Origin of the sequence: Paenarthrobacter sp. NPDC057355 (assembly GCF_042667405.1) — a bacterium.
Classification (GTDB): Bacteria; Actinomycetota; Actinomycetes; order Actinomycetales; family Micrococcaceae; genus Arthrobacter.
This window is the reverse complement of record NZ_JBHVAL010000001.1, coordinates 353,444-376,283: the sequence shown is the minus strand read 5'-3', so window position 1 is coordinate 376,283 and position 22,840 is coordinate 353,444. Positions and strand designations below refer to the sequence as shown.

Genomic DNA, 22,840 nt, shown 5'->3' with positions numbered 1-22,840 from the left:
GTCAGCTCGGCAGCTCCAGCTGGAAGCCACACTGGCACCGAAGCACCTTGGTTCCGACGTTGACCACCGAGGCGTCTTCATAGGGCTCATCGGTGGACAGAGGCGCGTAAATGCTCTTAATCTTCGAACCCATCAGCGACATCGGCTCTCCGCAGTGGAAGTATTCTCCAGCAAAGCGGAGCAATCCATCCAGCGAGCGGGTCCTGTTCAGGACCGCAGCGACATCACGGAACCGTGCCGCATGCAGGTAATTGCCTTGGCACTTCCGGCAAACGTAACCAACCTGGACCTGAAGTTCGCCCGGGTGCGGCGGCAATGACTCTATGGATTCGATGGCAACATTTTCATTGGTCCCGCAGTGCAGGCATCCGAGGGGGCGCATGTCTTGCGTCAGTCGTGTAAGGCTTGGGCCACCAATCCCTTGCATGGCATCTCCGAGGAGTCGGCGGGGCTAACCGGTGAGCGACCGGGCAGCGGGAGGAGAGTTTCATCCCGATATAAGGAGACCACTACTAAGGCTACTTAGCAATACCTTGACCCGACATGTTCCTTCATTTCATGCTTTGTTCGCGCTGCGCCGCTTCCTGCGCGACGACCGGATACGCAAGACAACGACAGCCACGAGCGCAATGGCGATGGCGACCGCTGTGATGTCCCTGCCCGCGACCTTCGCGATGGCTTCATAGGAATTCCCTGCCAGGTAGCCCAGCAGTACAAAGCCGGCCCCCCAGACCAGGCCGCCGGCAGCATTGAAAGACAGGAAGCGGGGATAGTGCATACGGGATGCGCCAGCCAGCGCCGGCATCACCGCCCGGAAGAAGGCGACAAAACGACCCAGAAAGACGGCGGCTCCACCGCGTCGCCGAAGGAAGTCCTGCGCTTTTCCGAGTTTTTCCCGATGCCGCTCCAGAGCACGGCTTTTCAGGAGCCGGGGCCCGGCGTGCTTGCCGACCTCGTAGCCGACGGTGTCACCGAGGATCGCAGCCAGAACCACCAAGCCCATCATCCATCCCAGCTGCACTTCGCCACGACTGGCAATAACGCCCCCGAGGACTGCTGCCGTTTCTCCCGGTATGACGAAACCGAGGAAGAAGGCGTCTTCGGCGAACACAAGTAAAGCAACCAGGGTGTAGGCGAGCACCGGACTGACGCTCAGGAGCCCATCAATGAGTCCACCCATAGGCCATAACCCCTTTCACGCTTCCGACGAGGTGGTACACCGCGTGGATCCCTACAGGATGCCTGGAACGATGGTGGACCGGGTAGACCGGAATTACACCAATATCCCGACTCACGGCTTTTTGCCCGGTTGCCGGGGGTTTCACCATTTCGCCGAAACCAGTGCGTACACTTGAACACAAAGGAACATAATGAACACTTCCTAGTGCACACTGCGAAAGGCCCGTCCGGATGCTGTCGGAAGACCGTAAACACCTCATTCTCAGGGAATTGGCCCTCAAGGGCTCTATTAATGCCTCCGAGTTCGCAGCCCGGATCAAAACCTCAGGAATGACGGTCCGCCGGGACCTTGCCATCCTGGAGAAACGGGGCATGGTGGAACGGGTGCATGGAGGGGCAGTTGCGGTTCCCGACGCCCCCGTTTCGCAGCAGCTGCGACAGTTGCCTGCCAACCGGGCCCCGCATCGCGGCGCTGTCGCCACCATCGGGATGATCGTCCCGTCGGCTTCGTACTACTTCAGCGGTGTCATTCGTGGCGCTGAGACCGCTGCAAGGGAAGCGGGCGTTCGTTTGATTCTCGGCGTCTCCAACTACTCAAGCACCGAAGAACAACGGCAGCTTAGGAGAATGCTGGATCTCGGCGTCGACGGGATACTGGTGACGCCCAGCGAGGCCTCTCTCTCGAATACCCAAACGCTGGAGCTGTTGGCGGCTGCGGCGGTTCCGATCGTCGTCGTGGAGCGATCCATTGAAGACACCCTCGATCGCGGCAATTTCGAGTGCGTGCGAAGCGACCACGCGCAGGGTGCCCGGATCGCCGTCGCCCATCTCCAGGAGCTCGGGCACCAAAGGATCGCCCTGTGCCTTCGGGAGAACAGCCCCACCGCTCCGCCGTTGATCGAGGGATTCGGTCAAGCAATGGAAAAAGCCGGACCGCAGACCCACCCGGCATCGAACATGGTCCGCACCATGTCGCGCGCCCGGAACGATCCCCAGGCCCATCATGAGCTTGTTGCCGACATTCTCGATTGGTGCTTGCGGGAGAAGGTCACCGCCGCCATTGTGCACACGGATGAAGACGCCTTGCAGTTCGCCAGCGTGTGCCAGGAGCGTGCCATCGAGGTCCCGGAGGACTTCGCGATCATTGCCTACGATGACGAGATCGCGGCGCTGGGGACCACACCCTTGACTGCCGTAGCGCCGCCCAAGTTCGACGTCGGACACCAGGCCTTGACGATGTGCGCGAACCGGGTCATTTCCCGGCGGCCTGGCCCCGCTGCGCGGCAACGGGTCAACCTGTCCCCTACCCTCGTAGTCCGCAACTCGACGCTGCCGGAGGGAAGAGAGCTCGAGCCTGCATTCAGCTCCCAGGATCCTCGCAGCTGATCACTGGCAGTTTGTTCATTCCTGTTTACTTCATATCTGTTTGTTCATCTCTGTTGGTTCAATGAACGTAGTCAAGTGCAGCACGCACTCTCCGACTTCGCATCGTGAACTTCGAAGGAGAACAGAATGAAGCGACGCCAGCTTCTGCTGGGAGCCGCCAGCCTCATGGTCAGCGCGGCCCTGGTATCAGGTTGCGCCAGCACACCGGCTGCCAGCCCCGCCCCCAGTCCCTCGCAGGACCCCAGCGGCACCATTACCTTCTGGTCCTCCCTGGCCGGCATGGACAAAGTGGCCGCGGCTTTCAACGCCAGCCAGGACAAGATCAAAGTCAATTTTGAAACCGTTCCCAACGGCGCCGGCGGCGGTTACGCCAAACTCTCGACGGCGATCACAGCCGGCAACGGCCCGGACGTTGCAACCATCGAATACCCCCAATTGCCCCAGTTCGTCAGCAACGGACAGCTTCAGCCATTGGACGGGTTCATCGACAAATCAGCGACTGTGGACAAGCTCAGCGATGGCACGAAGGCCCTGGTGCAGTTCGGTGACCAGACCTATGCGCTGCCCTACGATGCCGCACCAATGATCATGTGGTACCGCAAGGATATGTTGGACAAGGCAGGCGTGGGCGTCCCGAAAACCTGGGACGACTTTGAGGATGCTGGCAAAAAGCTGAAGGCCGTGGCGCCCGACGCCCACTTGGCCAGCTTCAATCCAAACGAGGCCTCACTGACCGCCGCCCTCTCCTGGCAGGCAGGAGCCAAGTGGTTCGACACCGAGGGTGACAGCTGGAAAGTCGGCGTGGATGATGAAGCCACGCAGAGGGTCGCCACGTTCTGGCAAAAGCTGATCGACCAAAAGATCGTCAAAGTCCAGCAGTCCTTCAGCGATGAGTGGTCGGCAGACTTGGCCAGTGGAGCCGTCGTCGGAGTCCTGGGTGCCAACTGGAGCGCCACCGGCATCCAGAAGCGAACCGAAGCCAGTGGCCAGAAGGGTCAGTGGATCGCCGCGGAAGTGCCTAACTGGGGCACCCCTGCCGATGCCTTCTATGGTGGCTCCAGCTTCAACATCACCAAGAGCAGCAAGAATCCCGCAGCGGCGGCCAAGTTCATCGAGTACTTGTCCACCAACCCCGACGCCATCCAGGCCCGCGGGAACACCGGCTCGGCGTTCCTCGCGTTCCCGGGATTGACGCCGGTGGCCCAGAAAGCCTTCGATGCCAGCTACTTCGGCAACGACATCTACCAGGTCTTTGACAAGGCATACTCCACCATCACCCCGGGCTGGCAGTGGGGACCCAATTGGGACATCACCAACACCGCACTTAAGGACGCATACGGCAAGCTGACCACCGGCGGGAAGGTCAAGGACGCCGTTGAGGCAGCCCAGGACGCGACGGTAGCCGGACTCAAGCAGAGCGGCCTCTCCGTCAAGGAGTAGGCCCGCATGGCAGGGTTGGCCCGGGATCAAAACCCGCCCCGGGCCTCCCTGCCTCGGAGGACGGCATGACCCGCCCCCAGCGCAAAACCCGATCCAAGTCCGGAACCGGCGGCCGCACCGCGGCGTTGTTCCTGACACCATTCTTCGCCGTCTTCGCCCTGGCGATGGTGGCGCCGGTTATCTACTCGATCGTCCTTAGCTTCTTTGCCCAGCAGAAGTCGGGCCTGGGCTTCGGCCAGGCCAAGACCTCATTCGTAGGGGTGGAGAACTACCTCCAGGTCCTGCAGTCCGAGAGCTTCATTGCAGGTATCGGGCGGCTCGCCCTGTACTGCGTCATCTACATCCCGTGCATGGTCGGCGGCGCCCTGGCATTTGCCCTCCTGCTGGACGCGACGGTTGCCAGGGCAAGGAAGCTCTTCCAACTGCTGGTTTTTCTCCCACACGCAGTTCCCGGCGTGATCGCTGCATTGATCTGGGCATATCTCTACACCCCCGGCGTCAGCCCCATCGTCTCGGTCCTGGAGGGCGGAGGCATCTCCCTGAACTTCCTGGACAACCACATGATCCTTCCCTCCATCGTGAACATTGCCGTGTGGGAGTGGACAGGCTACAACGTCATCATTTTGTTCACCGCCCTCCAAGCTGTCTCCCGGGAGGTCCTGGAAGCCGCCCGCGTTGATGGTGCCGGAGAAATCCGGACAGCCTTCAGCATCAAACTGCCGCTGATCCTGCCGGCCCTCAGCGTGATCATGTTGTTCACCGTCATAGGCACGCTTCAACTGTTCACCGAGCCATCCATCATCGGCAAAGCCACAGCCTCCGTGACCAGCACCTGGGTCCCCAACATGTGGGCCTACGATGCCGCCTTCAACCGGCACAACCTGAACCAGGCAGCCGCAGCATCCATCATCATCGCCCTTGTAGCAGCCGTGCTGTCCTGGGTCGTCACCCGCTTGAGCTCAAGGATGAACAAAGCATGAGCACTCCAACACTGACCAGGACCGGGAAGGCCGCGAGGCAGCCCGCTCCCCATCGGAAAAGCAGCAACAACCACGCGCGGGGTTTCGCCGGTAAGTTCACCGTCAACGCCCTCCTTGTCCTGGGTTGTGCCTATATGGTCCTTCCGGTCCTGTGGTTGTTCTTCGCCTCTACAAAAAACGCCTCGGACCTTTATGCCACCGGTGCCTACGCCCTTGGAAACCCGGCGTTCTTTGAGAACGTCGCTGCAGTCCTCAACCAGGACGGCGGGATGTTCCTGCGCTGGATGGCCAACTCCATGTTCTACGCAGCTTTCGGTGCCATTTTCGGCGGCCTGATTTCCGTAATGGCGGGCTACGCGTTCGATAAGTTCCAGTTCCGCGGCAAGGATTCATTCTTTGGGGTGGTCCTGATGGGAGTGCTCATTCCCAATACGGCAACAGTCCTGCCGATGTACATGCTGGCCTCGGTGTTCGGAATTACCAACACCGTATGGGCCATCCTGATCCCGGTACTGTGCAACCCGTTCGGCGTCTACCTCGCCCGGGTATATTCGGCGGCCTACGTCCCCTCGGAAACCTTGGAAGCTGCCCGCGTGGACGGCGCCGGCCCGGTCCGGTCTTTCTTCTCCCTGGGTCTGCCCATGATGCTCCCGGGATATGTCACCATTGCCCTTTTCCAATTCGTCGGCGTGTGGAACAACTTCATGCTCCCCTTGGTGATGCTGCAGGACCAGCAGCTGCTACCGGTCAGCGTGGGAATCTCCATCTGGCAGGGCTACTCCCTCCCCCAACCGGAATTCACTCCCATGGTCATCACGGGTTCGCTGCTGTCGGTGATCCCGCTCCTCGTCGCTTTCATCCTGCTGCAGCGTTTCTGGAAGTCCGGCCTGACTGCAGGGAGCGTCAAATGACATTGAATGTCGCCCTGGCCATGCCCGAAAACACTGCACGAGGGGTCTTCCCCCGGCGAAGCCTGGACCCCTTGGAACCCAGCCTTAATATCCTGAGCCGCAAACCCATCCAGGATTTCCATTCCCCCGACGGACGTGCCCTGATCAGCACGGCCGATATCCTCCTCACGGGCTGGGGCTGCCCAATGATCGACGACGCAGTACTGGATGCCGCCCCACGGCTGCGATACGTGCTCCATGCCGCGGGCAGTATCAAGCACCACATCGGTGAGGCATGTTGGGAGCGTGGGATCCAGGTCAGTTCCGCTGCGGATGCGAACGCCATCCCGGTCGCCGAATATACGGTCGCCGTGATCATCCTGGCCAACAAGCGCGTCCTCCAGATCGCGCGGGCGCTCCATACAAGCCGCGAGGAGGTTCTCCCTGAGCAGCTCTTCCCGGACATGGGAAACTACCGCAAACGTGTCGGCATCATCGGTGCCTCAAGGATCGGCCGGCATGTGATCCGCCTGCTTGCCCCCTACGAGCTGGACATCGTCGTCGCCGACCCGTACTTGTCACCGCAGGAGGCCTCGGCACTGGGAGTCGGGCTGGTCAGCCTGGAGCAGCTCATTGCCGGCAGCGACGTCGTCAGTCTCCACGCGCCGTCGTTACCCTCCACTAAGAACCTCATCGACGCCGGGCTGATTAAGACCATGCGGCCCGGCGCCACCTTCATCAACACCGCCCGGGGCGAGCTCGTGGACCAGGACGCCCTGCTCGCCAGGGTGGAGCAGGGCGACTTGTACGCGATCCTGGACGTCACAACACCTTGGGTGCTGCCCTCGGACTCGGGGTTTTACACCCACCCCAATGTGCTTCTCACCCCGCATGTTGCAGGATCATTGGGCAACGAGCTTGAACGTATGGCGGCAAGTGCCGTGAACGAGGCGTTGCGGCTTGCCCGCGGCGAACCGCTGCGGTTTCGCGTCCGTGCGGAGGACCTCGCGTTCACCGCGTAGCAGATCGATGATCCAGGGAATCTCCCGCGGGCCTTCGAGCCGAGCCCTCACCGCTCAACTCACGTCACGTTGCTCAGTCCTGGAAAAATGTCGTCGCGGCTTCCCGCGGCTCGGAGATTCCGGCGATAATGCCCTCGGCGACGTCGTGCAGCTTCTGGTTTCGGTTTTGGGAAGCTTTTTGAAGGAATGCGAAGGCCTCACCCTGGGTGCAGCGGCTTTGGGCCATGATCATGCCGCACGCAAGATCGATGGCAGTCCTGCGCTCCATGGCCGCTTTGAGGTCCTCGGCCAAAAGGTCAGCCGTCGAGATACGCAAAGAGAGCCGCAGAGCCTGCGCGGCTATGTCCGCGAACACTTCGGCTTCGCGGATCGCCTCTTCCGTGAATTTCCCGGCTTCGGCGGCAAAGAAGTTCAGCGCCGCCGCCGAGTCCATTCCCAAGGACAACGGAACGCCCAACGCGCTTTCAAAACCTGCCGCGGCGAGGTCTTTGCAATACTCGGGCCATCTCTGGTCAGTCGTAGCGTCCGCGAGGTGCACAGGCATTGATGTCTCCAAGGCCTCCTGCGCGGGGCCACTTCCGATAGCCTGCTCAATGCCGTCCAGGAGAAGTGCGTTGTCGCTGCTGCCGGCAACAGTTACCGCACGCTTTCGCCGCCACAACGTCACGGCACACTCCACGCGCACCCCGGCCACCCGGCTTATCGTCGTGGCCGCGTACCGGGTCATGCCGTTCAGAAAGGCCGGACGTCTCCAGCAGCAATCAATTGATGGAGGTTCTTGAAGTCGTCGTTTTGTTCTCGGGTTTCCATGTCAAACTTCCACATGGATCCGGCGGCGGGCATAGGTGCGCATAAAACCTCCGCAGTAAAGCGAAAAGGGCGCCGGGCTTCTTCAGCGAAATTTTGAGTCTACTATGCCGTATTTGTGCGCTCTCATTCAAACCCCAGCTTGCAGCAAACCGGGCGAATAGATACTTCCAGCCCGCGGCGGATGGTTAGGCTTGGTGGATGGCGACAGTTATCCTCGTGCGGCACGGCCGCACCACGGCCAATGCCACCGGACTGCTGGCCGGGAGGGCCGCAGGCGTGAGCCTGGATCCGACCGGAAGGGAACAGGCCGCCTCGGCGGCGAACCGGTTGGCAGTGGTGCCCGTTGCAGGTGTAGTTTCCAGCCCGCTTGAACGGTGCCGGGAAACAGCCCAATTCATTCTTCAGCGCCAAAACGGCAGGCCGCACGCGCCAATCGACGACGATCTCACCGAGTGCGATTATGGCCAGTGGCAGGGTCGTGCCCTCAGTGAGCTGGCGACCGAGGGATTATGGTCAACAGTCCAAACGCAACCATCCGCCGTCGTCTTTCCCGGTGGTGAATCCATGGCCGGGATGCAGGCGCGGGCGGTAGCCGCAATTCGCCGCCACGATGCCGCATTCGAGGCGGAGTTCGGCCCGGGCGCGGTCTGGGCGGCGGTCAGTCACGGTGATGTCATCAAATCGATCCTCGCCGACGCGCTCGGCATGCACCTGGACTTGTTCCAGCGCATCAACGTCAGTCCCGCCTCCGTGTCAATCGTGCACTACGGTGCCGATCGCCCGAGCGTTTATGCCACCAATACAGACGCGGGCGACCTGTCATGGCTGGCGAATGGCATGGCTTCCGGCGATGCGCAGGTCGGTGGCGGGGCCGGACAGAAGACGCCGTGAACCGCATGTGCATAAAATACTGACATGCCTACGCGTGTTCACGAGTTTGCCTGGCCGGACCGGGTCGTCATTGGCACCATTGGCCGCCCAGGAGCCCGCACTTTCTATTTGCAGGTGCGCGCAGGGACGCAGATCGTGAGTATTGCCCTTGAGAAGCAGCAGTCTGCGCAGCTTGCCGAGAAGATCGACGAACTCCTGGACCAGCTCAGCACCGTAAAGGACAACCCGTTCAGCGTTCCCTCGAGCAGTCCTTCCGAACTCGATGACAATGACCCGCTTGAGGCTCCCGTGGAGCAGTTTCGCGCTGGTGCAATGAGCCTGGGCTGGGATCCCACCACCGCCCAGGTCGTGATCGAGGCATACCCCATCGATGCCGACGTTGACGACGTCGACGAACCGCTCGAAAGCAACGGGCCCGAGGACACAGAGATGCTGCTGGTGCGAATGCCGGTGGGCACCGCCCGCGCGTTCACCAAGCGCACCCTCGAAATCGTCGCCGCAGGCCGCCCCAACTGCGACATCTGCGGGTACCCCATGGACGCCGAAGGTCACAGCTGCACGTTGCCCGAGGTCTGATGGCTGCACCGGACCTGATCGCCGACGAGCTGACGCTTACCGGCCGCATCACGACGGCGTCGAACGCTACTTTCCTTGGCAGCATCGGCGAGGTGACCGTCGTCTACAAGCCGATAGCCGGCGAAAGCCCCTTGTGGGATTTTCCCGACGGCACCCTGGCGAACCGGGAGGTAGCGTCCTACCTGGTTTCGCAGGTGCTCGGCTGGAACATCGTGCCGCGAACCTGGTTGCGGGACGGGCCTCTGGGGACGGGCATGGTGCAGCTGTGGAAGGAGCAGGACCCCGGGCAAAACCCGGTAGACCTGGTCGCGTCGGACAACATTCCCGAGGCGGGTTGGAAAGCTGTTCTTGAAGGTGAGGACGACAACGGTCGAATGGTTGCCCTCATTCACGAGGACTCGCCGGCGCTGAGGCGGATGGCCGTGTTCGACGTCGTCGTCAACAACGCCGACCGGAAGGGAAACCACATTCTTGCCATGGCCGACGGGCACCGTCACGGAGTGGACCATGGTTTGACCTTCAACAGCGAACACAAACTGCGCACGGTCCTCTGGGGGTGGTTGGGAGACTCGCTCGCCAGCGAGGAACGCGAGGGAATCGAGCGCGTGATCGAAGGACTGCAAGGCGACCTGGGGCGCGACCTGGCCGAGTTGCTGGCGGCCGAGGAAATCGCTGCGTTCCATGCCCGCTGCTCCGTGTTGCGTTCGGCGGGACGGTTACCGGCGCCGCACGGCGGCATGCCCTCCGTGCCATGGCCACTGTTCTAGCAGGCCGCGAAACCAACGATTTCGACGACGGCGGGCAAGTCCCCGTCCCGCCCAGCGACTTGGGGGATGGCCGGGCGGAACAGGAACGCTGATAAGCCTAGCCTCTGATACCGGGGCCAACGCGCGGCTCGATGCCGATGAGTGCAGAAGTTTCCGCCCGAGGGATCACTCTGTGCATTGCGCCAGCGCTTTGCACGAAGAGTAATGACCCGGGGTGCAACTCTGCACAGAGTGATACAGCTGCATTCCCCTACCTGCGTGTGGGCACCATAGTGTTTTGCAATGGTGATCTTCACAGCCATCACGCAGTCAGTCCGCAGCAGTGAACGCAAAGGTGCGGGGCCGGATGTCTTTCTCGCGGGTGCCGCAGCCGGAATTGCGTCGTCCATGCTGGTTCGGCTCTTCTTCAAGGCCGCAGCCCGCAAAGGCACTTCCGACCCGGCGACCCATGAGGGAGGCGAAGACCCGGCCGGCGAACGGCTGAGCACCCAGGTGGAGGCCATCATCAGCAGCCGGGCTGTGGCAACGGCGTTCCAGCCTATCCGTCATCTCGCGACCGGCAAGGTCACCGGCGTCGAGGCACTCACCCGCTTCGACGGTGTGCCCGTTCGGTCACCCCAAGCTTGGTTTGCCGACGCCACATCGGCGGGGTGTGTTCGCGAACTCGAGTTCCTGGCCTTGGAAAGCGCAGTCGAGGCCGCGGCAGCGCTCCCGGCCCATCTCTACGTTTCCGTCAATGTGTCTCCGCAAGCGTGTCTTGACCCACGCATGGACGCCATACTTCAAAACTCGTCACTGGCCGCCGACCGAATCGTCTTGGAGCTGACCGAACACACGCCAGTAACGGATTACGAACCGCTTTGCGCAGCCCTGGGGCGGGCGCGGTCCCTCGGCCTGCGGATAGCGGTTGACGACGCCGGGGCGGGGTTCGCCTCGATGCGCCATATCCTCCACGTGAGGCCGGACGTGATCAAGCTGGATCGGGACCTCGTCTCCGAAATCGATGGAAACCAGGCCAAAATGGCGCTCGGAGCGGCCATGGTCACGTTCGCTACGGGTATTGGAGCAGACTTGGTGGCCGAGGGTATCGAGACCGAGGAAGAATTGGCTGCAGTCAGGGATCTGGGAGTGACCGCAGGCCAGGGGTACCTGCTGGGACGGCCCTCAGTCGAGCCGGAGCAATGGCGCACTTGGCGAGAGCCGTGATGTCCACCACGGGTGTCCGCGTGACCCCCGCACTGTACCTAGACTTGTAACTTCCCATCGCATGAGCGCGCTGCACTGATGTTCAGCAGAACCACGGCTGCCCGGCAGCCAAAAGGCCATACCCCATGAAATGCACACCCTCGACCGCCCCCGATCATTCTTCCCGCGACGCCCCCCGGAGTGAAGGGATCAAGCGCTACGCCATCCCGGCGGGGCTGGATCCGGAGGAAAGATTTGAACACTGGCGGTGCTGGTACGGCAGCGCCATCGACACCCCCGCACGACTGGAGAAGACCGAACGCCAGATCCGTCCCGGCTTCAACCCAACAGCCATGAGCCTCGAGGGTCCCGGGTTCAGCCTGGTGGACGTGGTCAACGAACCGGCCATCTGCCACTGGAGGGCCCCGGCTCCTGCCCAAAACTGGTTGGTGTACTTCCGCAGTTCATGCGCGGGATTCAGCTTCTCCGGTCGATCCGAGGAAATTTCCCGTGGGACTGTCAGGTTCCTTGATCATTCAGCGGCCGGGAGTTTCCATGCGCCCAAAGGCCTCAGCGCAGTCAGAATCCATTTCGACAGGCAACTGCTGGGACTGGACAGCCAATCAATGAAGCGCTTGGAGGGCCTGGCCGACATCAGGGAACACCCCTTGGTCCGCGGATTGATCCTTCCGGCTTTGTCCAGCTGGCAGGACGCAAACGTGGACCGCGAAGTGGGCCGCCTGCAGCCTGTCTTCCGATCCATGATGACCGGCCTTATCGGCTCACTGCTGGAAACACCGGTCGATGACGTTGACCTGAAACCGGCACGCATAGCCGCGGTCAAGAAGTTCATGCGGCGGAACTACAGGAACCCGGAATTGGGCGTTGAGCAGGTAGTGGCCTATTCACACCTTTCCCGCAGGGCCCTGTACTACCTTTTCGAGGCCGAAGCCCTGCAGGTGAACAAGTTCATCCGCGCTTTGAGGACTGTGGAAGCCTTGGAACTTCTCTCCGACACAAATTCCTGGATGCGGTCTCTGGCGAATATTGCCGAGGCCAGCGGATTCACAAATCTGCAAGCCATGCGCCGCGCCGTCAAGGACGCCACGGGACTCTCGCTCAGTGACGTGCAGGACCAACCCGGTCTCGCACAAATACACGCCGCCGGATTGCAAAAGCTCCTGGGGTCGTAGCGCTTCATTCTCCACGCTTGGACCGAATCCAATTTGCAGTGTTGAACAACATTCCCTAGGGTACAAAACATGCTAAGCATGCTTAGCATCTCGGCCCCATCGGTAGAACACTGCTGGTTTAACCATTCTGAGGAGAAATTCATGGCGGACAAGAAGCGCGACATCAACATCCCCGGAGTCCCTGGCAGCGAGCCGGCCAGTTTGGAAGAACCCACCACTCCCCGCGAACCCCTGCCGCCCAAGCCGGATCAGCGCGCGCCCGAAGCTGTATCTCCAACGGGTACTCCCACGGGGGCACCGGCCACTGCACGTGCCCAGTCCGGCCAGTACCTGACAACAGCCCAAGGACTTCGCCTGGGCGATACCGACCATTCCTTGAAGGCCGGCCCACGTGGCCCCATCCTGCTGCAGGACCACCACCTGCGGGAGAAGATCACGCACTTTGACCACGAGCGCATTCCTGAGCGCGTAGTCCACGCCCGCGGAGCCGGCGCCCACGGTGTGTTCCGTTCCTACGGCACCGCGGCCAACCTCACCCGCGCCGGGTTCCTCGCCAAGGATGTGGAGACTCCTGTCTTCGTCCGCTTCTCCACCGTGCTTGGCTCCCGCGGTTCAGCGGATACTGTCCGCGATACCCGTGGCTTCTCAACAAAGTTCTACACAGACGAGGGCACCTACGACCTCGTGGGAAACAACATTCCTGTCTTCTTCATCCACGACGGCATCAAGTTCCCCGATGTCGTGCACGCAGCAAAGCCCCACCCGGATCGCGAGATTCCCCAGGCTCAGAGCGCCCACGACACCTTCTGGGACTTCGTCTCCCTCCACACCGAGGCCCAGGCACACACCATGTGGAACATGTCTGACCGTGGCATCCCCCGTTCTTACCGGACCATGGAAGGCTTCGGCGTCCACACCTTCCGGTTCGTGAATGCGGAGGGCCGCACCACCTTGGTGAAGTTCCACTGGAAGCCCAAGCAGGGTGTCCACTCCCTGGTGTGGGAAGAAGCGCAGATCATCAACGGCATGGACCCCGACTTCCACCGCCGGGACCTGGCCGACGCCATTGAAGCAGGCGCCTACCCCCAGTGGGAACTCGGAGTCCAGACGTTCCCGGACACCGAAGACCAGATGTTCGAAGGCATCGACCTCCTGGACCCCACCAAGTTCGTGCCCGAGGAACTGGCTCCGGTCCAGCCCATCGGCATCATGACCCTCAACGCCAATCCCACCAACTTCTTCGCCGAGACCGAGCAGGTTGCCTTCCACCCCGGCCACCTGGTTCCGGGGATCGACGTCACCAATGATCCCCTGCTGCAGGTACGGCTTTTCTCGTACCTGGACACGCAGATCTCCCGCCTTGGTGGTCCCAACTTCGGCCAGATCCCGATCAACCGGCCGCAGGCTCCGGTCAACGACATGCTCCGCGACGGGATGCACCAGCAGGCAGTCCACAGCGGAGTCGCCCCGTACCGTCCCAACTCCCTCGACGGCGGTTGCCCGTTCCACGCCGGACAGGACGTGGGAGCGTTCATCGATGTCCCGGAAGAACTCGCCGCGTCCCTCAAGGAGCGCCGCAACCCGGCGACCTTTGACGACCACTACAGCCAGGCGAGGCTCTTCTTCCGCAGCCTGAGCCCGATCGAGCAGGATCACGTGATCCAGGCCTACACGTTCGAGCTTGGCAAGTGCTACGAGAAGTCCATTCGCGAACGTCAGCTCGCCGCTTTGGCCAACATCGACGCCGATCTGTGCGCCGCGGTGGCCAAGGGCTTGGGCCTTCCAGCACCCTCCGCGACTCTCGAGGTGCCGGACGCCGAACCGAGCCCCGCGCTTTCGCAGATAGGTCAAACCTGGCCCGTCGCTGGCCGGATCGTGGGGATTCTCGCCGACCAGGACAGTGACCTTTCCGCTGTTGAGGCGGCCCGGAAGGCTTTGGATGCCGAGGGCATCGTTCCGCTGGTCATCGCCCCGGCAGGTGGCTTCCTGGGAGGGGACGACGACGGGATCCCCGTGCAGCGCACTTATCTCACCGCCCGTTCAACAGAGTTTGATGCGGTTATTGTTGCAACGGCTGCCGCCCCGGCACCTGACGCAGCGCCTGGGCTCGATGCCAAGGCAGGCGCTCCCGGTGGCGAGTTGGATCCTCGGGCAGTATTGCTGCTGACCGAAGCCTTCCGGCACGCGAAGGCCATTGCCACCTTGGACAGCGCTTCAGCGGCACTTGCTGCGGCAGGCATCCCGGAAGGCACGCCGGGCATTGTGACCGGGAAGAACGGTGACGCCCTGGTCCAGGAATTGCTCGGACTGCTGGCAGCCCACCGCGTGTGGGAGCGGTTCGCTCCGGCGTCGGCCTAATAATCGAGTCGTCCCCCATCGGCATCCGAACAAAGCTTCCAGGCCAAAAGTGCATGGTGGAAGGCTGGAAACGGCGGCCGATGGGGGGTCGGCACCACAGCCCGTTTGTGGTAGTTTGCCGTGATGAAGCCGATTCAGGTCGGTCTAATGGCCGACCCCGCCGCGCCCACGGAGCTTGCACACCGACTGTGTGACCTTAAGCCCCCGGGCGGAACGGAGCGCGCGGCATGGAACATAGAAGTAGTCAGTGAGCCCTTCAGCATGGGCTCCGAAGACGTCGACACTGCGTTGGCGCGGCTCCGGGACCACGCCCGTGACCATGAGTGGGACGTCGTCATTGGCTTGACCGAGCTTCCATTCCGCGACGAAGGCGATGGCCGGTACCTGCTGGCCGAGACCGACCAAGGGCAACGCGCAGCTGTGCTGTCCCTGCCAGCCCTCGGCGGGGTAAGCATGCACCGGCGCGGCCGGCACGCAGTACGCGCGCTCGTCAGCGGGTTGGACGGTACCGCGCAGGACGGGCACGGCGAGCCGCTTCCGCGCTTCACCAACCGCTTCAGGCTGCTGCTGGGCATGGTCCTGGCAAACCGTCCCTGGTTGCTGGTACCCGGTCTGAAATCCGCGCTGGTCGCAGCTCTGGCGACTGGAGCGGTAGCCACCATCAATTCCACGGTCTGGCTGTTGGCTGGTTCCTTGTCGCCCTGGCGCCTCCTAGTCGCCATGATTGCCTCAATTGCGCTTGTGGTTGGCTGGCTCGTCATCGACGGCGGCCTTTGGGATCGCGCTGAGGACAATTCCGACGGAGCGAAGGAACGCTCGCGCCTCTACAACACTTCCACCCTGATTACGCTGACCATTGGGGTGGTTATCTGCTACCTGGCACTCTATATAGTGAATCTGGTGTGGGCGCTGTTTGTGCTCGACCCTGCGGTCATGGGGGGCTACCTCAAGGTTTCACTTGATTACGGCGACCTGTTTGTACTCACGTGGTTCGTCGCCTCAGCGGCCACCGTCGGCGGCGCCCTTGGCAGCAGCCTGGAGTCAGAGGAGGCAGTCCGCGCTGCCGCATATTCCAAGCGCGAGGAGGACCGGCGGAACAAGCTTGCGAACGAGAGGAACCAGAAATGAGCGGACGCACTGCAGGGGGCTACTCCTCGCGGTCAATCTCCAGATAGCTGAGGCCGCTCAAATCCAACCAGTATCGGGTTGGTGTCTGAACCAATCGCAGCAGGACGCCCTGGCAGTCGCGGCAGCGCACCACAATGCCGGGTGCATCCGTGAAGACCATGGCCGCCCCAAAAGCACGCACCGAGCCACAGTGCCGGCAGCGTCCAAGCGCGGCGATGATGTCGATGCGGAAAATTTCAGACAGGGCACCGGCCGCCGCGTTTCCGTCCACGTAAGGGATCGGATCGTGGGGTGTGACTGCGACGTCCTGATCCTCGGGTTCGGGGAAGGTGAAGTCATGGCCGCTGTTCACTGCATGCCTCCTGTCCCGCCAAACCGTTCGGTCTTTATCGACTCAGGTGAATAGCCGGCCATCACGAGCCAGTCTGCTACGGCCTCCACAAAAACGGTTTGTCCACACACAAAAACGTCCGGGTTCTCATCGGCAGGGAAAATCCTGGCCAAAAGTGTGTCCGGCGTTAGGCGGGCCGGCAGGCTGGGCCAGCCCTCCGGCGTCGAACGCGTATATACGTAGTCCACCGTGAACTTGTTCGATTCGCGGTCCAAACGCTTCAGTTCATCGCCATAAAGGGAAGTCCCGGGCGATTTAAGTGAGTACAGGAGCCGGAAAGGCGATGCATTGCCGGAAGCCTGATGCGCACGGATCATGGACATCAACGGCACCACGCCCGAGCCTCCTCCAATCAGCTGGACGGGGTTGACGTTGCTGGGCCGCCAGACAAACCAGCCGCCGACGGGTCCCCGGACTTCCAGACTGTCCCCCACCATCAGGTCCCTGACAAGGTAAGGCGACACTTCGCCGTCGGGCAGTTCGTCAACGGTGATCTCCAACTGCCCGTCCGTGCCGGCGGAGGCCACAGAGTATGAGCGGATGGCGGTGTAGCCGTCCTCGGCGGTCAGGCGAATGTCGATGTGCTGTCCCGCCAAATGTCCCAGCAGGCCTTCCACACGAAGGCGGATTGTCCTGGCGGAGGCGTTCTCGTCCATCCCGCCGACCACTTCGGCGACCTGCCACACCGAGCTCACGGCAGCTGCCTCATGAGTAGCGTTCCTCCCGCCAGGGATTGCCGTGAAGGTGATAGCCGTTCGATTCCCAAAAACCGGGAACGTCCTCCCCCGTCAGCTCAAGGCCCTGAATCCATTTGGCGCTCTTCCAGAAGTACAAATGCGGCACCAGGAGCCGTGCCGGTCCGCCGTGGGCCCGGGCCAGCGGCTTGCCATCGAATTCCCAGGCCACCCAAGCCTTTCCACCCAGGAGATCCCACAGTGGAACGTTCGTTGTGTAGCCGCCGTAGGAGTGCGCCGTGGCGAAGTCGTTGGTTGTTTCGACGCTTTGGAAAAGGGTGTCCACCGAAACCCCCCGCCACACCGTTCCCAATTTCGACCAGCTGGTCACGCAGTGGATGTCCTGGGTGATTTCCTCCTGTGGCAGGGCCATGAACTCGTCCCAGGACCAGGAATGCCGTTGGCCTTCCTCCGTGGCGATGAAGAACTCCCACGTGTCCATTGAAATGAGCGGAGCGGGCCCGGCGGTCAGGACGGGAAAGTCCTGCGTTAAGTGCTGCCCGGGAGGCAGTGCAGCGTTCTCCGACCGCCGCCCACGGAACCCGGACGAAATGACACCCATGATGCACCTCCGCGATGGAGCTTCACCCGGCCTGTGGCCGCTGCTGCCCTCACCATAGGTCAAGCTTGGGCCCGGGTCCAGAGATCATCCTTACGGTGCTGACGGAATCAGTGCCGGCCAGTCATGATGATGCCGCGGACGGCGGCCAAGGGCACTGCACCGTAGTCCCGGGAATCGATGGAGACGCCCCTGTTGTCGCCCAGCACGAATATTTCCCCAGCCGGAACAGTCACCGGCCCGAAGTACGTCGCATCTATGCGGCTGTGATCGATAAGGGGTTCACTTACGTGTTGCCCGTCCACGTAGAGCTCCGCGTCGCGGATGGCTACAACCTGCCCCTCAACAGCAATGACCCGTTTGATGGTGGGTCTGCCGTCTTCGGGGTCGGTAAAGGCCACTACGACGCCCCTCCGGACCAGCTCTGCAGGAACAGCTGGTTTATACAACAGCACTACCGAACCTTCGTCGATGGCTGGTGCCATGCTGTCCGAGGACACCGTAATCGGTTCAACCAGCCAGGCCCTCGCGGCAAGAACAACCAGGGCCGGCACGATTGCCACCGCAAGGCCGCGAAGGAAACGCGCGCTCATTCCTTCACGTCATCCCACTCAGCTTTCGCCGCTGTCATGGGGTCGTTGACATCCAGATCCGACTCCTTGAGGCCCACCCGGAACTGGACCATCATGTCGTGGTCCTCATGGGGAAGGTTGTGGCAATGCATCATGTAGAGGCCGGCGTGGGGTGTGAATTTCATGAGGAGCCGCACTTTCTCGTCCTCACCGACATACACCACATCCTTGGGCCCCCGTTCGTAGGCAAAAGGTGGCTGGCCGTTGCGGCTGAGGACCTGGAAATCGACCAGATGAATGTGGACCGGGTGGAACCAGCCGCCTGATTTGTTTTCGATCTCCCAGATCTCCACCGAATTCAGTGCGGGGTCCGCGGCGACCTTCTTGTAACCGCTGGCGATGACGTCCTGCCAACTGTCATCGTTGATGGTCCACAGATTGGTGCTGTCGCTGCGCTTGACCCGGAAGGACCGGGTTTTGACCGCCTGGCTGGCCTTCAGCGACATGGCCTCACTCCCCGTCAACGTGGTGGGTATCCGATTCCACGTCGGGTCCGACATGTCCACTGCCTCGTCGGTGACGTCGAAAGCCATGATCTTGTTGGTGTAGTCGTAGTCCACGTTGTTTTTATTGGAGAGGTTTCTCAGCTCAATCCGCTGACCGGTCCTGTATTTGCGGAAGTCAATGAGGATCTCATACCGCTCCGCGCCGCCGTGCCGGTAGCTGGGCACGCTCTGGGAAGTGGGTATCAGGCCGCCGTCGGTTCCCACCACCACCAAGGGATCCCCGGTACTGAGGGTGGGCCGCAAGGAGCGCGAGATAGAGGCGTTCAGGATTCTGAAGCGGTAGACGCGTTTCTGCACTTTCATAACCGGCCAAGGCTTGCCGTTGACCAGGATCACGTCACCCCAAAGTCCCGAGTGGGTATTGTCGTCGTAGCCGAGTGAGCCGTTGGAGGCGAACATGACATCGTTGATGGTCAGAGCCACGTCGTAGCGGCCCTGCGGGAGCAACTGCCGTTCGAGGGGATCATGCATGTGGTACTGGGCTGCGAGGCCGGAATAAGCGTTCAGGGCCGTGAAGTGGACCCCGTGGTCGTGATACCAGAGAGTGCGAGCGGGCTGGAAGTTGGGGTAGTAGTAATCCTTGTAGAAGCCGGGATGCGTAATGTCGGAGGCATAGCCGTCATATTGCGGCAACGACGCCGAGCCGTGCAGATGGGTGGAGGTGGACAGTGCGTGTCCATCCAACGCGTGCTGGGAAGGGAGCTGGTTGCGGACCCGCAGCACAGCTTTGGTGCCTTGGTCCAGGCTGATGGTGGGACCAGGAAAGACTCCGTTGTACCCCAGGATAGGCGTCGTCAGTCGCGGAAGGATGCTGGCAGTGCCAGCCTTTTCGGTCACCCTGTAGTAGTTGACCGGCAGTCCGTCGGCGGGATCGATGCCGGTTGCATAGGGCGCGAGCATTGGCGCCTGGACGAAATCTGCCCGGAATGGTCGAGGCATTTCGTTGTCGCTGAGCCGGCTTGCGGACTTGGCCTCCACCGAACCGGTAGGGAACATCGCGGCTCCTGCCCCGAGGACTCCCAGCCCTCCGACCAACAGGACCTGGCGGCGTGTAATGGACATTAGGTGCCTCCTTTGCTGATACCCAGACTCTGACGGGTCCAGCTTGGGGATTCCCTGCCCGATTTGTTCTGTTCTTGGGAAAATCTTGGATGGGTAGGCTTGGACCTGATTGGGTCATTTGGGCCGGTGATGCCCTGCCCCGAGGGAGAGTCCCGGCCCGCCAGGCACCTTAAGGGTCAGGTCTACTGCCCGGTCCGGGAGCTCGAAGACCAAGGTGGCGTCGATGCTCTCGCCTTGCTTGACGAGAGCGGGCCCGGGCGCAGCCCAGACAGGTTCCCAGGTGCCCCTGCCCAGGGACGCGACGGAGTACCGGGACGGGTCAAAAGTGATGCCATCCTCTTCCATGGCGGTGAACTCCACGAGGATGCGGACGCGATGCATTTCCTGGGCAGGTGAGTCGTCGAAGGCCGGCGCGTCGGTTGGGGGCGCCCAGCCGTCCACTTCGAGGGGAATGACTCCATTGATGCGTCCCAGCCCGCCGTCGAGGCTTCCGGAGGCACCCAGCATTGCCGGGGCCTTCCTTGGCGCCGCAGTCACGATGCCCGTCACCAGCGACCCCACGAGTATGAGCAGGACAAGCGGAACGAGGACCCTGATACGCCTGGCGGCTGCAGTAGATGCCATGGCGCCCAGTATCGCCGCCGTTTCTAGGGAAACCCTTGGGCTCCAGTCCGGCCGGTGATTCGCCCGAAGTCCCCCACGGCCTGGACGTTCCATGGGTGACCATCATGACAGCCTTTCCGCAAGGTCGCCTCCCTAGGGTCAGGTCATGCGTGAACAACGCGCTCAAACACCCAGGACCAGTGAGGTTGTCATGAATTCAAAACTGCACAAGCCGGGAGGGCCGCGGTTCCGCGTCGGGTACGGCAGGGCCGGTACGATCGCCGGCGTCTCCGCAGTACTGTGCGCCACGTCCCTGATGGCCATCCCCTCCGCGAGCGCGGCCGTCCCGACTTTCCCGGACAACCTGGTGGTTTTTCCCGACCGGGACTTCATCACCATCGAGGGGTACCAGGACCGTGTGGGACAGACCGCGCTTGTGGAAGTGACCCGGAAGGGAGCCGGGGTGATCGGGTCCGTCAAAGGCGTTGTCACCGCCGGGGACGTCGCCTTCGAAATCAACCACCCCGGCGGGTACTGCTGGGGCGCCGGCACCGGCCTGAACGTCACCCCGGACATTCAGCCCGGCGACGTCGTTTCCATTAAGTTCGATGGCGCCGATGCAGGGGCTACCACCGTCCAGGACGCCTACGTCACCGAACATTCGTCTCTGTCCGGCACCACGCTTACCGTCAGGGGCCATGCCGGGGCCGGCGTCAACCGCGCCCAAATGGAGCAGCGGATCGTGGAGCCTGCCCTGAAGGACACCAGCGTTGGCCGCCGCGATATCCGCGCGGTTCCAGGTCCGCTCACCGCCGCAGACGGTTATAGCTCAAGCCTTGTCTTCGGCAACGACGGTACGTTCACGGCCACCTACGAATTCGATGACGCAGCCACAGCCGGAATCGCCGCTGCGGCATCCGGGGAGCGCGCCATGGCCTGGGAAGTCGAAGATGCCGACGCCAACCGGCAAGGCCTCACCATTGCAGAATTCGGGGAGTTGGGCGGTCCGGGAATGGGCGGATGTCCCAACGGCCCGCTGCAGTCAGGTCCCGTGGGACCCACCAACGTCAAGGTGGCCAAGGTGAACGGCAACCTGAAGGTCAACTGGACTCCCGCTCAAGCAGTCCCTGGAACGCCGGCCATCACCGGGTACCGTGTCACCGCCGTCGGCCACACCGTCAGCGGGAGCGAACAGGTCGAGTCGGGGGTGCGAATCAGTGATCCCAAGGCCTCCGGCACCACCATCAAAGGGCTCTCTCCGGGCGACGATTACGATGTCTACGTCGTGTCCGTGAGCAGTGCAGGTCAAACGTTCCCTGCTGTCCCCGTCATCCCTGAAACCGATACGACACAGCCAACGGTGGCGGCCTCCCCTAACGGGGGCACGTTCTCGACGGCGCAGAAGTTGACGCTGACGGCGAACGAGCAGGGCAGCGACATCTTCTACACGCTGGACGGGAGCGACCCCATCGGCAGCGGCGGCGTAGCTGCCGAGGGCGCCACCCTTTACAGGGACCCGGTTCCGGTAATTGAAACCAGCAAATTCACCTATGCCGCAATCGACCCTTCGGGAAATGTCTCGGACAAAGGCACCGTGGAGTTCATCATCACCAACGACCCCGTACCGGACGCCCCTGCCTTCACCGGAGCACCGGTGGCCGGCAAGGGCAACGCCACTGTCTCCTGGACGGCCCCCAGCCCTGGCGCTGAGGGGTTGACCATATCGGGCTACGCCGTCCAGGCCTTCACCGAAGACGGCGCAGCTTTTGGGTCCGGAAAAAAGGTGACCGGGGATGTGACCAGCCTCGTGTACGACGGGCTCGCCGGGGACACCCAGTATCGCTTCACGGTAAGGGCAACCAACATTAACGGGGACGGCCCGGAATCAGCCAAGAGCGATCCTGTCACTGTCCAGGGCGAAACTGTGGCAAACGCCGGACCTGACCAAACAGTCACCCGAGGCACGACGGCGACCACTGTGACCCTTGACGGCACAGCCTCCACCGCTGCTGGCGCCACCTATCAGTGGAGGCAAGTGCTGGGCAGCCCTACGGACCCGGATGCGGTGACATTGTCTGGGAGCACCACGTTGCGGCCCACGTTCAGCCTTCCCGTCTACAAACACCCCATGACCAACAAACCACTCACATTCGAGTTGACTGTAACCGCAGGCGGCGGCGCGAAGACCGACGTCGTCACCGTGACCCCGGTCCCGGACCGGGTTACCGCAGGCCAGGCCCAATGGAAGAGGGGTGACTTCCGGGTCACGGGTACCAGCAGCGCTGTGGGCGGGACAATCAGTGTCCGTGTTGGTGGTCCCGGTGGCACTGTTATCGGCACGGCCCCAGTGATCGCCGCAGTGGCGCCGGAGACCGGGGGCGTCTTCACCCTTCGGCTCCGGGACGCGAACGCACCGGCAACCAACCCAGGCACCATCTGGATCGAGTCCACGCTGGGTGGAACAGCAGGACCCATCACCGTTGTGAACAAGTAAGCCCACCACGCTGTGCAAGGACCCGGCGTCCCCCGTTTGGAACGGCGGCCGCCG

22 protein-coding genes are annotated in these 22,840 nt (G+C 62.3%); 13 read left to right on the top strand and 9 right to left on the bottom strand.

From position 1 onward, the window contains the following. Position 1: 1 nt before the first annotated feature. Positions 2 to 382: a hypothetical protein gene (locus tag ACFUOZ_RS01750; protein ID WP_377544066.1), complete on the bottom strand. Its 381-nt coding sequence runs from the start codon at positions 380 to 382 to the stop codon at positions 2 to 4. A 174-nt stretch (positions 383 to 556) separates the two neighbouring features. Beyond that, entirely contained in the window at positions 557 to 1,180 is a 624-nt protein-coding gene (locus ACFUOZ_RS01745; protein WP_377544064.1) for a DedA family protein, read from the bottom strand. 230 nt (positions 1,181 to 1,410) lie between these two features. Here ACFUOZ_RS01745 and ACFUOZ_RS01740 point away from each other — a divergent pair, with 230 nt between their 5' ends. The 5 genes from ACFUOZ_RS01740 (at position 1,411) to ACFUOZ_RS01720 (ending at position 6,897) form a co-directional block, all read left to right on the top strand. Continuing rightward, the gene (locus tag ACFUOZ_RS01740) at positions 1,411 to 2,565 is read left to right on the top strand and encodes a substrate-binding domain-containing protein (RefSeq protein ID WP_377544062.1); all 1,155 of its coding nucleotides are present in this window, start codon (positions 1,411 to 1,413) and stop codon (positions 2,563 to 2,565) included. 126 nt (positions 2,566 to 2,691) lie between these two features. Next, positions 2,692 to 4,005, top strand: coding sequence for an ABC transporter substrate-binding protein (locus ACFUOZ_RS01735; protein ID WP_377544059.1), 1,314 nt, complete (start codon positions 2,692 to 2,694; stop codon positions 4,003 to 4,005). Positions 4,006 to 4,070: 65 nt separating this feature from the next. After that, positions 4,071 to 4,985 (top strand): carbohydrate ABC transporter permease, encoded by a 915-nt coding sequence (locus ACFUOZ_RS01730; protein WP_377544056.1) that lies wholly within the window; start codon positions 4,071 to 4,073, stop codon positions 4,983 to 4,985. Further along, the gene (locus ACFUOZ_RS01725) at positions 4,982 to 5,896 is read left to right on the top strand and encodes a carbohydrate ABC transporter permease (protein WP_377544053.1); all 915 of its coding nucleotides are present in this window, start codon (positions 4,982 to 4,984) and stop codon (positions 5,894 to 5,896) included. Before ACFUOZ_RS01730 ends, ACFUOZ_RS01725 begins: the two co-directional genes overlap by 4 nt. Then, positions 5,893 to 6,897: a hydroxyacid dehydrogenase gene (locus ACFUOZ_RS01720; RefSeq protein ID WP_377544050.1), complete on the top strand. Its 1,005-nt coding sequence runs from the start codon at positions 5,893 to 5,895 to the stop codon at positions 6,895 to 6,897. The genes ACFUOZ_RS01725 and ACFUOZ_RS01720 overlap by 4 nt, the downstream gene beginning before the upstream one ends. A 73-nt stretch (positions 6,898 to 6,970) precedes the next feature. Here ACFUOZ_RS01720 and ACFUOZ_RS01715 read toward each other — a convergent pair whose 3' ends face one another. Then, positions 6,971 to 7,624, bottom strand: coding sequence for a GAF and ANTAR domain-containing protein (locus ACFUOZ_RS01715; protein WP_377544048.1), 654 nt, complete (start codon positions 7,622 to 7,624; stop codon positions 6,971 to 6,973). A gap of 281 nt (positions 7,625 to 7,905) precedes the next feature. Here ACFUOZ_RS01715 and ACFUOZ_RS01710 point away from each other — a divergent pair, with 281 nt between their 5' ends. The 7 genes from ACFUOZ_RS01710 (at position 7,906) to ACFUOZ_RS01680 (ending at position 15,805) form a co-directional block, all read left to right on the top strand. Beyond that, positions 7,906 to 8,598: a histidine phosphatase family protein gene (locus ACFUOZ_RS01710; protein ID WP_377544046.1), complete on the top strand. Its 693-nt coding sequence runs from the start codon at positions 7,906 to 7,908 to the stop codon at positions 8,596 to 8,598. 24 nt (positions 8,599 to 8,622) lie between these two features. Next, positions 8,623 to 9,174, top strand: a complete 552-nt coding sequence (locus tag ACFUOZ_RS01705; protein ID WP_377544044.1) for a DUF3090 domain-containing protein — start codon at positions 8,623 to 8,625, stop codon at positions 9,172 to 9,174. Beyond that, a complete protein-coding gene (locus tag ACFUOZ_RS01700; protein ID WP_377544042.1) occupies positions 9,174 to 9,941 on the top strand; it encodes an SCO1664 family protein in 768 nt (255 codons plus the stop codon). Before ACFUOZ_RS01705 ends, ACFUOZ_RS01700 begins: the two co-directional genes overlap by 1 nt. A 282-nt stretch (positions 9,942 to 10,223) precedes the next feature. Then, complete coding sequence (locus tag ACFUOZ_RS01695) at positions 10,224 to 11,147, top strand: EAL domain-containing protein (RefSeq protein ID WP_377544040.1); 924 nt, start codon at positions 10,224 to 10,226, stop codon at positions 11,145 to 11,147. A 125-nt stretch (positions 11,148 to 11,272) separates the two neighbouring features. Continuing rightward, on the top strand, positions 11,273 to 12,319 hold the full coding sequence (locus tag ACFUOZ_RS01690) for a helix-turn-helix domain-containing protein (protein WP_377544037.1): 1,047 nt from the start codon (positions 11,273 to 11,275) through the stop codon (positions 12,317 to 12,319). A 141-nt stretch (positions 12,320 to 12,460) separates the two neighbouring features. Then, positions 12,461 to 14,677 carry a catalase gene (locus ACFUOZ_RS01685; RefSeq protein WP_377544034.1) on the top strand — a complete coding sequence of 739 codons (2,217 nt, stop codon included), beginning with the start codon at positions 12,461 to 12,463 and terminating at the stop codon, positions 14,675 to 14,677. Positions 14,678 to 14,800: 123 nt separating this feature from the next. Then, on the top strand, positions 14,801 to 15,805 hold the full coding sequence (locus tag ACFUOZ_RS01680) for a hypothetical protein (protein WP_377544031.1): 1,005 nt from the start codon (positions 14,801 to 14,803) through the stop codon (positions 15,803 to 15,805). Between the two features lie 19 nt (positions 15,806 to 15,824). Here the strand turns inward: ACFUOZ_RS01680 and ACFUOZ_RS01675 are convergent, their stop codons facing one another. The 6 genes from ACFUOZ_RS01675 to ACFUOZ_RS01650 form a co-directional block, all read right to left on the bottom strand. Beyond that, positions 15,825 to 16,157, bottom strand: a complete 333-nt coding sequence (locus ACFUOZ_RS01675) for a DUF6510 family protein (RefSeq protein WP_377544028.1) — start codon at positions 16,155 to 16,157, stop codon at positions 15,825 to 15,827. After that, entirely contained in the window at positions 16,154 to 16,891 is a 738-nt protein-coding gene (locus ACFUOZ_RS01670) for a ferredoxin reductase (protein ID WP_377544026.1), read from the bottom strand. The genes ACFUOZ_RS01675 and ACFUOZ_RS01670 overlap by 4 nt, the downstream gene beginning before the upstream one ends. A 10-nt stretch (positions 16,892 to 16,901) precedes the next feature. Next, positions 16,902 to 17,492 (bottom strand): sulfite oxidase-like oxidoreductase, encoded by a 591-nt coding sequence (locus ACFUOZ_RS01665; protein ID WP_377544024.1) that lies wholly within the window; start codon positions 17,490 to 17,492, stop codon positions 16,902 to 16,904. 107 nt (positions 17,493 to 17,599) lie between these two features. Then, complete coding sequence (gene lepB, locus ACFUOZ_RS01660) at positions 17,600 to 18,082, bottom strand: signal peptidase I (RefSeq protein ID WP_377544021.1); 483 nt, start codon at positions 18,080 to 18,082, stop codon at positions 17,600 to 17,602. After that, positions 18,079 to 19,689, bottom strand: coding sequence for a multicopper oxidase family protein (locus ACFUOZ_RS01655; RefSeq protein WP_377544019.1), 1,611 nt, complete (start codon positions 19,687 to 19,689; stop codon positions 18,079 to 18,081). The genes lepB and ACFUOZ_RS01655 overlap by 4 nt, the downstream gene beginning before the upstream one ends. A gap of 114 nt (positions 19,690 to 19,803) precedes the next feature. Then, complete coding sequence (locus tag ACFUOZ_RS01650; RefSeq protein ID WP_377544016.1) at positions 19,804 to 20,313, bottom strand: hypothetical protein; 510 nt, start codon at positions 20,311 to 20,313, stop codon at positions 19,804 to 19,806. Positions 20,314 to 20,503: 190 nt separating this feature from the next. Between ACFUOZ_RS01650 and ACFUOZ_RS01645 the strand changes: the two genes are divergently transcribed. Further along, complete coding sequence (locus ACFUOZ_RS01645) at positions 20,504 to 22,786, top strand: fibronectin type III domain-containing protein (protein ID WP_377544014.1); 2,283 nt, start codon at positions 20,504 to 20,506, stop codon at positions 22,784 to 22,786. Positions 22,787 to 22,840: the final 54 nt, after the last annotated feature.

Bases quoted from the DNA above. Each gene is read 5' to 3' on its own strand.
- ACFUOZ_RS01725 (WP_377544053.1), top strand. From the start codon at position 4,982: ATGAGCACTCCAACACTGACCAGGACCGGGAAGGCCGCGAGGCAGCCC.
- ACFUOZ_RS01705 (WP_377544044.1), top strand. From the start codon at position 8,623: ATGCCTACGCGTGTTCACGAGTTTGCCTGGCCGGACCGGGTCGTCATT.
- ACFUOZ_RS01730 (WP_377544056.1), top strand. From the start codon at position 4,071: ATGACCCGCCCCCAGCGCAAAACCCGATCCAAGTCCGGAACCGGCGGC.
- ACFUOZ_RS01645 (WP_377544014.1), top strand. From the start codon at position 20,504: ATGAATTCAAAACTGCACAAGCCGGGAGGGCCGCGGTTCCGCGTCGGG.
- ACFUOZ_RS01695 (WP_377544040.1), top strand. From the start codon at position 10,224: ATGGTGATCTTCACAGCCATCACGCAGTCAGTCCGCAGCAGTGAACGC.
- ACFUOZ_RS01745 (WP_377544064.1), bottom strand. From the start codon at position 1,180: ATGGGTGGACTCATTGATGGGCTCCTGAGCGTCAGTCCGGTGCTCGCC.
- ACFUOZ_RS01740 (WP_377544062.1), top strand. From the start codon at position 1,411: ATGCTGTCGGAAGACCGTAAACACCTCATTCTCAGGGAATTGGCCCTC.
- ACFUOZ_RS01700 (WP_377544042.1), top strand. From the start codon at position 9,174: ATGGCTGCACCGGACCTGATCGCCGACGAGCTGACGCTTACCGGCCGC.
- ACFUOZ_RS01690 (WP_377544037.1), top strand. From the start codon at position 11,273: ATGAAATGCACACCCTCGACCGCCCCCGATCATTCTTCCCGCGACGCC.
- ACFUOZ_RS01655 (WP_377544019.1), bottom strand. From the start codon at position 19,689: ATGTCCATTACACGCCGCCAGGTCCTGTTGGTCGGAGGGCTGGGAGTC.
- ACFUOZ_RS01715 (WP_377544048.1), bottom strand. From the start codon at position 7,624: ATGACCCGGTACGCGGCCACGACGATAAGCCGGGTGGCCGGGGTGCGC.
- ACFUOZ_RS01750 (WP_377544066.1), bottom strand. From the start codon at position 382: ATGCGCCCCCTCGGATGCCTGCACTGCGGGACCAATGAAAATGTTGCC.
- ACFUOZ_RS01680 (WP_377544031.1), top strand. From the start codon at position 14,801: ATGAAGCCGATTCAGGTCGGTCTAATGGCCGACCCCGCCGCGCCCACG.
- ACFUOZ_RS01650 (WP_377544016.1), bottom strand. From the start codon at position 20,313: ATGGCATCTACTGCAGCCGCCAGGCGTATCAGGGTCCTCGTTCCGCTT.
- ACFUOZ_RS01735 (WP_377544059.1), top strand. From the start codon at position 2,692: ATGAAGCGACGCCAGCTTCTGCTGGGAGCCGCCAGCCTCATGGTCAGC.
- ACFUOZ_RS01665 (WP_377544024.1), bottom strand. From the start codon at position 17,492: ATGGGTGTCATTTCGTCCGGGTTCCGTGGGCGGCGGTCGGAGAACGCT.
- lepB (WP_377544021.1), bottom strand. From the start codon at position 18,082: ATGAGCGCGCGTTTCCTTCGCGGCCTTGCGGTGGCAATCGTGCCGGCC.
- ACFUOZ_RS01685 (WP_377544034.1), top strand. From the start codon at position 12,461: ATGGCGGACAAGAAGCGCGACATCAACATCCCCGGAGTCCCTGGCAGC.
- ACFUOZ_RS01710 (WP_377544046.1), top strand. From the start codon at position 7,906: ATGGCGACAGTTATCCTCGTGCGGCACGGCCGCACCACGGCCAATGCC.
- ACFUOZ_RS01720 (WP_377544050.1), top strand. From the start codon at position 5,893: ATGACATTGAATGTCGCCCTGGCCATGCCCGAAAACACTGCACGAGGG.